This window comes from Moraxella bovis (assembly GCF_025985205.1).
In the GTDB taxonomy this organism is placed as follows: domain Bacteria; phylum Pseudomonadota; class Gammaproteobacteria; order Pseudomonadales; family Moraxellaceae; genus Moraxella; species Moraxella bovis.
In genome coordinates, this window is the sequence record NZ_CP087840.1 from 62,501 (window position 1) to 74,437 (window position 11,937).

The 11,937-nt window shown below is 43.3% G+C and carries 9 protein-coding genes and 2 rRNA genes (1 of these 11 running past the window's edge); 7 read left to right on the forward strand and 4 right to left on the reverse strand.

The window, feature by feature from the left end; translation table 11 throughout:
- From LP107_RS00280 to LP107_RS00300, 5 genes are all read left to right on the forward strand, one after another.
- Positions 1–2,497, forward strand: a 23S ribosomal RNA gene (locus LP107_RS00280); it begins 729 nt to the left of the window's first position.
- 162 nt (positions 2,498–2,659) lie between these two features.
- Positions 2,660–2,773 (forward strand): 5S ribosomal RNA (gene rrf / locus LP107_RS00285).
- A gap of 134 nt (positions 2,774–2,907) precedes the next feature.
- Complete coding sequence (locus tag LP107_RS00290; protein WP_112742596.1) at positions 2,908–3,420, forward strand: GspH/FimT family protein; 513 nt, start codon at positions 2,908–2,910, stop codon at positions 3,418–3,420.
- Between the two features lie 162 nt (positions 3,421–3,582).
- Positions 3,583–4,377: an RCC1 domain-containing protein gene (locus LP107_RS00295; protein ID WP_162860330.1), complete on the forward strand. Its 795-nt coding sequence runs from the start codon at positions 3,583–3,585 to the stop codon at positions 4,375–4,377.
- Positions 4,374–4,811: an RCC1 domain-containing protein gene (locus LP107_RS00300; protein WP_112741672.1), complete on the forward strand. Its 438-nt coding sequence runs from the start codon at positions 4,374–4,376 to the stop codon at positions 4,809–4,811. The genes LP107_RS00295 and LP107_RS00300 overlap by 4 nt, the downstream gene beginning before the upstream one ends.
- A gap of 530 nt (positions 4,812–5,341) precedes the next feature.
- On the opposite strand, the gene LP107_RS00305 is transcribed toward LP107_RS00300, so the two are convergent.
- Positions 5,342–6,751, reverse strand: coding sequence for a phosphohexomutase domain-containing protein (locus LP107_RS00305; protein ID WP_112741674.1), 1,410 nt, complete (start codon positions 6,749–6,751; stop codon positions 5,342–5,344).
- Positions 6,752–6,936: 185 nt separating this feature from the next.
- Here LP107_RS00305 and cysK point away from each other — a divergent pair, with 185 nt between their 5' ends.
- Together cysK and mazG are read left to right on the forward strand one after the other, a co-directional pair.
- Positions 6,937–7,866, forward strand: a complete 930-nt coding sequence (cysK, locus tag LP107_RS00310) for a cysteine synthase A (RefSeq protein ID WP_112741675.1) — start codon at positions 6,937–6,939, stop codon at positions 7,864–7,866.
- 66 nt (positions 7,867–7,932) lie between these two features.
- On the forward strand, positions 7,933–8,781 hold the full coding sequence (gene mazG / locus LP107_RS00315) for a nucleoside triphosphate pyrophosphohydrolase (RefSeq protein WP_112741676.1): 849 nt from the start codon (positions 7,933–7,935) through the stop codon (positions 8,779–8,781).
- Positions 8,782–8,873: 92 nt separating this feature from the next.
- On the opposite strand, the gene LP107_RS00320 is transcribed toward mazG, so the two are convergent.
- The 3 genes from LP107_RS00320 to LP107_RS00330 are packed head-to-tail and all read right to left on the reverse strand — an operon-like array spanning position 8,874 to position 11,817.
- Entirely contained in the window at positions 8,874–9,035 is a 162-nt protein-coding gene (locus LP107_RS00320) for a hypothetical protein (RefSeq protein ID WP_158079682.1), read from the reverse strand.
- Positions 9,036–9,037: 2 nt separating this feature from the next.
- On the reverse strand, positions 9,038–10,243 hold the full coding sequence (locus LP107_RS00325; protein ID WP_078274748.1) for a hypothetical protein: 1,206 nt from the start codon (positions 10,241–10,243) through the stop codon (positions 9,038–9,040).
- A 23-nt stretch (positions 10,244–10,266) separates the two neighbouring features.
- Entirely contained in the window at positions 10,267–11,817 is a 1,551-nt protein-coding gene (locus LP107_RS00330; RefSeq protein ID WP_078274747.1) for a hypothetical protein, read from the reverse strand.
- Between the last annotated feature and the right edge of the window lie 120 nt (positions 11,818–11,937).

An 11,937-nucleotide genomic window follows, 5' to 3' on the forward strand; every position in this document is an offset into this window, starting at 1 on the left:
AAGCGAGAACACGCCACAAAAAATAATGGCAAAGTGCGAACTTTCTTAATGAACCGCATTAAATCACAGTTTGAGTCATCATAAAATGACAAAGTATCGTAAATAAGCTAAGTCGGGCTTGCCCGATCACTTAATTACGATGCGAAGCAGAGTGATTAAGTGGTCGGGTGACGGCGTACCTTTTGTATAATGGGTCAGCGACTTATATTCTGTAGCAAGGTTAACCGTTTAGGGGAGCCGTAGGGAAACCGAGTCTTAATAGGGCGATTAAGTTGCAGGGTATAGACCCGAAACCGAGTGATCTATCCATGAGCAGGTTGAAAGTGCCGTAACAGGCACCGGAGGACCGAACCCACTGTCGTTGAAAAGCCAGGGGATGACTTGTGGATAGGGGTGAAAGGCTAATCAAACTCGGTGATAGCTGGTTCTCCCCGAAAGCTATTTAGGTAGCGCCTCGGACGAATACCATTGGGGGTAGAGCACTGTTTCGGCTAGGGGGTCATCCCGACTTACCAAACCGATGCAAACTCCGAATACCGATGAGTACTATCCGGGAGACAGACGGCGGGTGCTAACGTTCGTCGTCAAGAGGGAAACAACCCAGACCGCCAGCTAAGGCCCCAAATTCCTAGTTAAGTGGGAAACGATGTGGGAAGGCACAGACAGCTAGGAGGTTGGCTTAGAAGCAGCCACCCTTTAAAGAAAGCGTAATAGCTCACTAGTCGAGTCGGCCTGCGCGGAAGATGTAACGGGGCTCAAACTAGGAGCCGAAGCTGCGGATTTAATTGTTTCAATTAAGTGGTAGGGGAGCGTTGTGTAAGCCTGTGAAGGTGTGTTGTAAAGCATGCTGGAGGTATCACAAGAGCGAATGCTGACGTGAGTAACGACAAAACGGGTGAAAAGCCCGTTCGCCGGAAGACCAAGGGTTCCAGTCCAACGTTAATCGAGGCTGGGTGAGTCGACCCCTAAGGCGAGGCCGAAAGGCGTAGTCGATGGGAAATTGGTTAATATTCCAATACTTGTTTATGATGCGATGGAGGGACGGAGAAGGTTATGTCAGCCTGGCGTTGGTTGTCCAGGTGAAAGGATGTAGGTAGGTTTAGTAGGCAAATCCGCTAGACTATTACTGAGATCTGATAGCAAGCCAGTTTACTGGCAAAGTGGCAAATACCATGCTTCCAGGAAAAGCTTCTAAGCGATAGTCATAAACAAATCGTACCCGAAACCGACACAGGTGGTCAGGTAGAGAATATCAAGGCGCTTGAGAGAACTCTGCTGAAGGAACTAGGCAAAATGGTACCGTAACTTCGGGAGAAGGTACGCTGCCGATGGTGATAAGACTTGCTCTTTGAGCTGTTGGCAGTCGCAGATACCAGGCTGCTGCAACTGTTTATTAAAAACACAGCACTCTGCAAACACGAAAGTGGACGTATAGGGTGTGATGCCTGCCCGGTGCTGGAAGGTTAATTGATGGGGTTAGCGTATGCGAAGCTCTTGATCGAAGCCCCAGTAAACGGCGGCCGTAACTATAACGGTCCTAAGGTAGCGAAATTCCTTGTCGGGTAAGTTCCGACCTGCACGAATGGCATAATGATGGCAGCGCTGTCTCCAGCAGAGACTCAGTGAAATCGAAATCGCAGTGAAGATGCTGTGTACCCGCGGCTAGACGGAAAGACCCCGTGAACCTTTACTACAGCTTTACATTGAACTTTGACCTAACTTGTGTAGGATAGGTGGGAGGCTTTGAAGTGGCGACGCCAGTTGCCATGGAGCCATCCTTGAAATACCACCCTGGTTATGTTGGGGTTCTAACTTAGATGTAACAACATCAAGGACAATGTATGGTGGGTAGTTTGACTGGGGCGGTCTCCTCCTAAAGAGTAACGGAGGAGTACGAAGGTGCGCTCAGAACGGTCGGAAATCGTTCAAAGAGTATAAAGGCAAAAGCGCGCTTAACTGCGAGACCCACAAGTCGAGCAGGTACGAAAGTAGGTCTTAGTGATCCGGTGGTTCTGTATGGAAGGGCCATCGCTCAACGGATAAAAGGTACTCTGGGGATAACAGGCTGATACCGCCCAAGAGTTCATATCGACGGCGGTGTTTGGCACCTCGATGTCGGCTCATCTCATCCTGGGGCTGAAGCAGGTCCCAAGGGTATGGCTGTTCGCCATTTAAAGAGGTACGCGAGCTGGGTTTAGAACGTCGTGAGACAGTTCGGTCCCTATCTACCGTGGGCGTTGGAAATTTGAGAGGATCTGCTCCTAGTACGAGAGGACCAGAGTGGACGAACCTCTGGTGTTCCGGTTGTGACGCCAGTCGCATTGCCGGGTAGCTATGTTCGGATGGGATAACCGCTGAAAGCATCTAAGCGGGAAGCCCACCTCAAGATAAGATTTCCCTAAAGAGCCGTTGTAGACTACGACGTTGATAGGTTGGGTGTGGAAGCATGGTGACATGTGTAGCTAACCAATACTAATTGCTCGTTTGGCTTGACCATACAACACCCAAGTGGTTTAGTATGAGATAAGTGTAAAGATTTTACCTAACAAGCTTGAATCAATCTTGAATAACTTAACTTAAAAAGTTAAAACTTTAAAAATTAAATTTAAAGTAAAAAATAAAACAACAGACTCATAAGCAGCGTTGTTAATCCTTTTACGCTGACGACAATAGCAAGATGGAACCACCTGATCCCTTCCCGAACTCAGAAGTGAAACGTCTTAGCGCCGATGGTAGTGTGGTTTGCCCATGCGAGAGTAGGTCATCGTCAGCACCTTATTTAGCCCTCTCTGTCATTGATAGAGGGGGTTTTGGTTTTTAAAATCCTTGAATTTGTGTATAATAGCTGACCTAACTTTACTTATAATTATTTATGTGAGTAACTTGCTTGTGCGTAGGGTGATATTAATGGGTGGGCAAAAGGCGTTTACGTTGATTGAGTTGATGGTGGTAGTGGTTGTGATTGGTATGATTGGTATGATTGCTTATCCTAGTGTGATGCGGGTTTTGCGGGGGATGGAAGCAAAGAATGTTACGTCTGTCGTTACTGATGCATTAAAAGAAGCCCGCAGTCAAAGCCATATTACTAAGCAAAACATTGTTATGTGTCCTGCCGATGAGTCAAATCGTTGCCATAAGCAGTCGGGAGTAAAAATTATCGTGTTTAGGGATTTAGATGGTAATGCCCGTCTTGATGATGGTGAGTTGATTAAAGAGTATGGGCTTAATTTAAAACATGGCAGAATTGACATGAGAGTGTCAGCATCTAGGCATTATATTAAGTACTTTGGGCTCAGTGCCAGTCCACGTGGTCATTTTGGACATATTAAGTATTGTTCGGTGTCCGATGAGTTGTCTTATAGGATTGTTTTAACGCATACAGGGGTTGTTAGAAAGCGTGTTGATGATGTGGGGTGTTAGGAGGATTATGATGGTAAACTGGCAATGAGGGAAGTATCAAAGAAAGGGTGATGGTCAGATGAGAATATCGTTTTAGTTTTGCAAAAATCTCTATTTACAACCTACTAAAATCAGCATATAATCATTCTCAATTTTCATTTTTTAAGGTAACAGGGGTTAGTTATGAGTAATTCTATGAAAGATGTGTTTTATCAAACCCTCCCCACCAGAGCCTTATCCGCTCTTTTTTTATGTCTATCTGTTGCCTTGACTGCTTGTAATGATAAATACCCTAAGGCAAATATGCCTGATACGCCATTAGAACAACCCTTAGAGATTATCATAGAACCCAAGAAAGTGGCGATGACTGCCACAACCGCCGTTGGTATAAAAGACGATGGCACATTATGGACTTGGGGAACAGATTATCTGCTTAGAAAAACCAAAACAGGACAAGACCCCACACCCACTAAGATAGAAGGCATAACTGATGTGGTTGCTGTCTCTGGTGGTATTGGACACATACTCATGCTTAAAAAAGATGGTAGTGTATGGGGGTGGGGAAGTAATTATGATGGCTATGTAGACCCCAATGATGACAGTAATTTTATTGATGAACCTAGAAAAATAGAAGGCGTGGGGGAGGTGGTGGATGTGGTGGCAGGCATTGGTGATTCTTTCTTTTTAACCAAACAAGGTGAAGTTTATACTATTAGTGAAAATGAAAAAGGCTGGATAAATGGTGTTAATCAACCCAACAAAGTTCCCACTAAAATTCCCAATCTTACCAACATTGTTCGGTTTGGGTCATTAGGCAATGTCTCGGTAGCACTCAATAGCCAAGGTGAGATTTATACCACAGGAGTTGATTGGCAAGGACTAGGGCGTGAAGTTGTGGAGCGTCATGACCATGATGAAATCGCCTTTTATCCTGCCAATAAGGTAGAACTGCCACACAAAGCGGTTGATTTTTTGTGACAGGTTCAGATGTTGGGGTATTGCTTGAAACAGGTGAAGTTTGGGTTTGGGGGGCAAATCCTGTAAGAATTGGCATAAAATCATCAGCCAGTAATAGAATAACAAAGCCAATCAAACACCCACAATTAAACCAAATCATTAATATAGGTGAAGGTTCTGCTGTTGCCAGTAATGGTGATTTGTATATATGGGGTGAACAAGGGTTTGGTGATAGTGTCACTTCACGCTCTCGCGTTTATATACATCATCCTATTTGTATTATGCAAAATGTTAAACCAAGTGAGTTGTATCTAACTTCAGTAGTTCTAAATAATGGTGAGTTGTGGGTGTGGGGCTCTAATCATCATGGCAAACGAGGAACGGGAAATGTTGTTAATACTTTCTATGAAGAGTACATATTAACCCCCGAAAAATCCCTATTTACAACCCACTAAAATCAGCGTATAATCGTTCTCAACTTTCATTTTTAAGGTAACAGGAGTTTTTTTTATGAGTAGTTCTATGAAAGATGTTTTTTATCATGCGTTATTAGCAAGAGCTGGATATATGTTGGCAGAAAATAGAAAGTAAGGTTTTAAATTAGGTGAGGTTTCAAACTACCTTAAAGAAGACCCTCAGTTTGACATGACCTCCGCCATGGTAGACTACCTAGTCAGCAAATTTGACTTTATTAAAGTAGTTGATGATGTGAGTGTCGAGATGGAGATGTCGAACATACCTATTTATCCCATTATACCAAAAATTAAGACAAAGGCAAATGGTTATAATGGTACTGGCTATCCAAGATATGTCAATACAGTTGGTTTTATGGATAAATCAATTAAGCTAAAAAGCAGGAAGAATGGAATGTTGTTTTCTTTTTGTCTATTGAACTGATTCTTGATTCCCAAATATTTAACCATGTTCAAAAAAACAGGGTAGCAATCACTACCCTGTTTTTTATCAGCTCTTTTTGGCTTGAAGCTTAATGGTCAGCATTCACCGCCCCACACTCTGCCAGTAGTGCCAAAATTTCATCGGTTTTGGCTTGTAATAATGCCTTGTCGCCTTTGGTTTCGATATTTAGGCGAATGAGTGGCTCGGTGTTGGATGAACGTAGATTAAACCGCCAACTGCCAAAATCTAGGCTTAATCCGTCTAGGGTGTTTTTGGCAGGGTTTAATGCGTGGTATTTTTGCTCTAACAGCTCGCTGATTTCGCTGCCGGTTTTTTGCCCTGAGCGAAAATTTAGCTCACCCGAACTGGGGAAATCATTGATATAGCCGTTTACCAGCTCGGATAGGGTTTTGCCCGTTACTGACAGAAGCTCAATCACCAGTAGCCACACAATCATACCGCTATCACAATAGGCAAAATCACGAAAATAATGATGAGCCGACATCTCCCCACCATAAATCGCCCCCGTCTCACGCATGACTTGCTTGATGAACGAATGTCCTGATTTACTGATGGCAGGTGTACCACCATTTTGGGCGATGACGTTCTCGGTGTTATAAATCACTCGGGGGTCATAGACGATGCTCTCGCCTTGATGTTTTTTCAAAAACACTTCGGCAAGCATGCCCACGATGTATGAGCCTTCGATAAATCGCCCATGTTCATCAAACAAAAAACAGCGGTCAAAATCGCCATCAAACGCCACGCCAAAATCCGCCCCATGAGCGATAACCGCCTCCGATGTCGCTTTTTGGTTGGCGATAATCATGGGGTTGGGAATGCCGTTGGGGAATGAGCCGTCTGGGGTGTGATGAACTTTGATAAGCTCAATGTTATCACCAAGACGTTTTTGTAGTTCATCAACCACAGGCCCTGCCGAGCCGTTGCCACTGTTTACCACGATTTTTTTGGGGGTAAATTTGGTGGTATTGACAAAGCTCATGAGCTTATCAATATAAGCGGTTTTGTCGGCGTTTAGGATAACCCTACCTTTGTCTGCCACCACAAATTCGCCACGTTCAGCAATCGTGCGAATGTCGGCAAGCCCCGTGTCACCACTGATGGGGCGGGAGTTTTCACGCACCATTTTTAAGCCATTGTAATTGATGGGGTTGTGGCTAGCGGTTACCTCAATACCACCGATGGCACTGTAATGACTTGTGGCAAAATAGACTTCTTCGGTGCCAACCATCCCCAAATCAATCACATCCACGCCTGCGTCCGTGATGCCGTCAATGGCAGATTGTTTTAGGCTCTCACTAGACGGACGGATGTCCGAGCCGACCACGATGACGGGATTTTCTTTGCCGTCATTAAGATATTGGGCGAACGCTCGTCCGATACGGTAGGCGATGGCGTTGTCGAGATTGACATCAAGCTCGCCACGCACGTCATAGGCTTTAAAGCAGGAGATGGTTATGGGGTTAAAAGCGGTCATAAATTATCCTAAATATGAACATGAAACAGCTTAATTTTATCATGATTTAGCCGTGGATATTGTGAAATTATTTAAATGCCAAAATAGAATAAGGCTTAACATTTTTTGCCTATAAATTTTCATAAAAATTTGGTATGCTAACCGTGTATCATTTTAAACCGACAACCTTTAACAAGGGAAATTTTATGAACATTGCCAAAAACATCACCGATCTTATCGGCAACACACCCCTAGTGGAATTAAACCGCCTAAGTGAAGGTTTGCCCGCTCGTGTCGTGGCAAAGTTAGAATACTTTAACCCCGCAAGCTCGGTCAAAGACCGCATTGCCCTATCCATGATAAACGAAGCCGAAAAAGACGGGCTTATCAACAAAAACACCACCATCGTGGAAGCGACATCGGGCAACACGGGCATTGGGCTTGCCATGGTGTGTGCGTCTAAGGGTTATAAACTTGTCATCACCATGCCTGAGAGCATGAGCTTAGAACGCCGTGCTCTGCTGCGTGCCTATGGGGCAGAGCTTGTATTAACCCCTGCATCAGAGGGTATGGGCGGGGCGATTGCCAAGGCGAACGAGCTTGCCAGTCAAGACGGCTATTTTATGCCACGCCAATTTGACAACCTAGCCAACCCAAAAATCCACCGTGAAACCACCGCCCTAGAAATCTGGAGAGACACAGATGGGCAAGTGGACATCGTGGTGGCAGGGATTGGCACGGGCGGTACGATTACAGGCGTGGGCGAAGTGTTAAAAGCCAAAAAGGACAGCGTACAAATCGTGGCGGTAGAGCCGTCCGATTCGCCTGTGTTTAGCGGTGGTGAGAAGGGGGCTCATAAATTGCAAGGGCTTGCCCCTGGTTTTGTGCCGAGCATTTTAAATACTAAGATTTATGATGAAGTCATCACGGTTACCACCGAGTCCGCCTTTGCCACGGCTCGTCAAATGGCAGAAAAAGAAGGTCTGCTCGTGGGCATCAGTGCAGGGGCGGCAGTCTGGTCAGCCCTGCAAGTGGCAAGTCGTCCTGAGAATGCCGGCAAGCTCATCGTGGTGGTCATTCCGTCATCGGGCGAGCGTTATTTGTCCACCGCCTTGTTTGAAGATTTGGCTCAGTAGTTTGCATAAAATAGGTGTGATAGACCCTGTTATCTAGTATAATGGGGTTTATTTTGGATAATAATCATGACTCCAACCAACCAATTTTCTGACCTGTTAGCACTCATGGCGCGCCTTCGTACCGATTGCCCGTGGGATAAAAAACAAACTAACGACAGCCTACAAAAATACGCCATCGAAGAAGTTTTTGAACTCATTGAAGCCATTGTAAGCGATGACAAAAGCCCTCTTGCCACCGATGACATTAAAGGCGAGCTTGGCGATGTGCTTTTGCAAATTGTCTTTCATGCCCATCTGTATGCCGAGCAAGGGCGGTTTGATATGGCGGACGTGATTTATACCTTACAAGAGAAACTCATCCGCAGACACCCCCATGTGTTTGACAAAGAAAATCTAAAAACGGACGAAGACGTCAAACGCCGTTGGGATGAGATTAAGCAAATAGAAAACCAAGACCGCCCAAAACGCCTATTATCCGATGTCAAGGCAGGCACGGCTCTGATGACCGCCCAAAACTTACAAAAACAGGCGGGTAAGGTTGGTTTTGATTGGGATAATCTGGGCGGTGTGTTGGAGAAGCTCCAAGAGGAGCTTAGCGAATTAAAAGCAGAATTACCCACGCCTGAGTTTAATTATAAAACAGATAAATTGGATGAAGCCCAAAAAGACAAAATCGCAGGCGAGCTTGGCGATGTGCTGTTTGTGCTGACTAACCTTGCTCGTCATTTAGACATTGATGCCGAGATGGCTTTGCAAAATACCAATGCCAAGTTTAAACGCCGATTTGCTTTTGTGGAAAAGTCGCTGATGGAACAAGGTAAAACCTTTGAACAGAGCGATTTGGCGGAGATGGATAAATATTGGGACATGGCAAAAGCCATGAAGGTGCTTGAGAGAGTCGGTCGCGATGATTGACTGATAAGTTGCACCATGAGCGAATCAACATACCTGTAAAAACCTGAATATTGGATGATATTGTCAGGATTTTACAGGTTTTGCTTTATCGTTTATTTTCTGGCCTCAATCAGTACGTATATAAGCATTAGAGGAATGGCGTAATGAATGGTGGCGTAGGAATCATCTCCTGAATATACCGCATATAAATCGATTGCCAGCAATAGCATTGATGCACTAACCAAAAATGCCTCCAGCCAACTTAAATGTTTCATAATTATCCGCCTTTTAATCTTGTGTTAAAGGATAAGTAATGACCAAAAAATCTTTGATCAAACTTATAAATAACCACCTCAGGAAGTTCATTTTCATCAAGAATACCAAATTCAACCAATTGAAGTATCTCCTCGTCTTTGGCGATCTGACATTTATTGCTAAAATCATAAATGCTACAATGCAATAAATCCATAAGATGTTGATGGTCTTTTTGGTTGATTTTTAAAAATAATTTATTTCTTAAATAGTCGCTACTGGATAGAGGTTTTGATTTAAATGGTTTTAGCAGAAAGTGGGTTTTTTGATATTCTTGAGCAATGCGAATATCGTATTGCTTATTTGGAGTAAGCAAGAGCGATAGTAGCTCATCTCTGGAGAATGCCGGATCATCCTTGGATGATTGATAGCGTATTTTTTTTATTGCGGGGTTTAATAGCAAGTGCTGTATAAAAAATAAGAATACTGCAGACAATATTATTTCTAAGCCATAATCCTTAATAAATAGCCTTAATGATTGGGAATGGCTTTGTGAATTTTGATTTTGAATATTGCTTTCTTGTAAGGTTAATGTATTTTTCTGGGTTTTAAGGTTGATGACGCTCTTTTTAAATTGATTCAAGTCATCAATTTTGGTTTGCACAGCTCCTTTTGAGCAGACTAAACCCAGATTACTGATATTGATATCGTGTATGCTTGATGGCGGGTCATTAATATCAATGGTCAGCAAATTTAGTCCCGCCAACTTACCTAATTCACGGTCTTTTTGCCATTCCTGGCAGGTATTCAGAACAATATGGTTGAGATTTTGTTGTATGTCATGAATACGGTTATTGTGTGATTTAATAGTGGCAACCAACTCTGTATCGAGCAGTGCTATTTCGTTCTTGATTTTAGAACGTTCGCTTGTGGCATTTTGATTATTCATGATATTTTGATAAGAATTCATACTCAAGCCAAGCTCGACGATAATAATAATAAGCACTTTAAATGCCAGATGCTCCAGTATTTGAATGCGTCTTTGGGCGTACAACCAAAACGATAATATGGTTAAAATAAAAGCACCTGCATAGATTGAAAATGTTAACAATGGATTATGAATATATAGCCTGCCAAAAATGATGGCATTGATGCCGAGCATTAAAAATACGCTTACCAAGGAGGCAATGCAGACAACTTTAAGCATGTGAGGATTGGGGGTGAATTTCATGTGTGACTCCTTTTTGTTTGTAATTAAGCTTTTGGCAAAAGGCCAAATGCCAAATCGGTTAATCTCATCATATTGGCATGACCACACCCTTCGGCTTGGCAGATGGGTTTATTGTTTTTGGCATGCACTCTAATCACGAGAGTGTAATTTTTTTGGTTGGGGCTTTTCAAGCCATAGACAGCAAGGTTGCCATAAACACCTTTTTCACCAGAGTTTTGTCTGACTGCCACAGTGCCCGACTTTGCGACAACCACGTCAATATCTGTTTTCTTGACAAACTGTTGAACATATCTAAGTGTGCCATCTTTTGATGTTGCCGATGATAGGGCTTGCTGGTTGATGGAGGTCATCTTGGGTTTGTTAGCTATAAGTGTGGAAAGCAGATGATGAATGTTATCGCTTGAGCCATTGACGCGTCCCTTGGCTGAATCAACCAATAGGTCGCTATAATTAAAGGTAATACCTGCTTGCATCATGTATCGTTCAAGACTTAGACCACTGGTTGATTGATGTGCAAGTTTTAAGATGGCATCATTATTTGATTTAGCCATGGCTTGTACCATACCTTGTGGATAGTGTGCTTGGATATCCAATAGCGTTATGAGCTTGGCGACAGAGGCGATATTGTATGTTTCATCGAAGCCACCATTTTGCATTATTTTCGAGCTGTTTGATATCAATAACACCAACTCGCCTGTAGTAGCATCTTTTAATGATATTTCGACATCTGCATTTTTAATTTTTGACATTTGCTCTATCGCAAACAACTTGTTATCTAATGATAAATGATTTGCCCCCATCAAATGCTGATGTAGCACACTTGGGTATTTGACCGTGGCTTTGGTTTTGAAGTCGCTTGACGTAAAATAACAGTCGTTTTGGGCGATTTCATCATAAACTTTTCTTAGCCTGTTGCATTGAACCGTTGAATAGTCAACTAAACGCTCAGCATTGTCTTCGGTAATTGGGTACCTAATTGAGCTAATGAGAATGATTCTCTCTTTGGCGGTTTTAGCAGGTCGCCCCCAAAGGGCACTGGCCACAAGTGTGCACCCAGTAACGTTATTGTACATACAAACCTCATTTAGCATAATGACATCTCTTTGAGCTTCATCCAACTCATTAATGACTCTAGCCAAAGCCATCTCTTTTCCTCGATTAAAAACCCTTCCAATAAAGTCAGGTTGCGCCACTCTTTGGCTCAACATCGAGCCGGCCGAACTAACATCGAGCGTACTCCCACCACCATAATGACCCACGCCAATCATGCTTAATGCGCCTTTAATAAGCCCTTTAGTTTTAGCAAGAATGCCATAACCTTCAACCGTCATCATGTATCTAACCAGTTGTTTATCGTACACCTCATACGCTAGCGGGAGTCGATAGCGTTCAATATTTTGTGGAGTGATTCTGGGGTCAGAAGCGATAATTTGCCCCTTGCCATTCACAAAAACCTCACTATATCGATGTTCTATCAGGTGCTTTTGTAGACTTTGTCTTGCCCAATGATCTTGCATGACATATCCCAACAGTGCTACAATAAAAGATGCTAGTAAGGCGATCACTTTCTTCATGATAAGCTCCTAATTAAACATTGTAAAATAATTTTACAATGTTTAATTAGGAGTGAACTAGGTGGAAAATTTGCTGATTTCACCTAGTCTTTTTGGGTAATTATGCGATAATTAGGAGTT

What these genes read in the sequence shown, in the direction of transcription:
- LP107_RS00290 (WP_112742596.1), top strand. Translation starts at nt 2,908, where the DNA reads ATGGGTGGGCAAAAGGCGTTTACGTTGATTGAGTTGATGGTGGTAGTG.
- LP107_RS00295 (WP_162860330.1), top strand. Translation starts at nt 3,583, where the DNA reads ATGAGTAATTCTATGAAAGATGTGTTTTATCAAACCCTCCCCACCAGA.
- LP107_RS00305 (WP_112741674.1), bottom strand. Translation starts at nt 6,751, where the DNA reads ATGACCGCTTTTAACCCCATAACCATCTCCTGCTTTAAAGCCTATGAC.
- cysK (WP_112741675.1), top strand. Translation starts at nt 6,937, where the DNA reads ATGAACATTGCCAAAAACATCACCGATCTTATCGGCAACACACCCCTA.
- mazG (WP_112741676.1), top strand. Translation starts at nt 7,933, where the DNA reads ATGACTCCAACCAACCAATTTTCTGACCTGTTAGCACTCATGGCGCGC.
- LP107_RS00320 (WP_158079682.1), bottom strand. Translation starts at nt 9,035, where the DNA reads ATGAAACATTTAAGTTGGCTGGAGGCATTTTTGGTTAGTGCATCAATG.
- LP107_RS00325 (WP_078274748.1), bottom strand. Translation starts at nt 10,243, where the DNA reads ATGAAATTCACCCCCAATCCTCACATGCTTAAAGTTGTCTGCATTGCC.
- LP107_RS00330 (WP_078274747.1), bottom strand. Translation starts at nt 11,817, where the DNA reads ATGAAGAAAGTGATCGCCTTACTAGCATCTTTTATTGTAGCACTGTTG.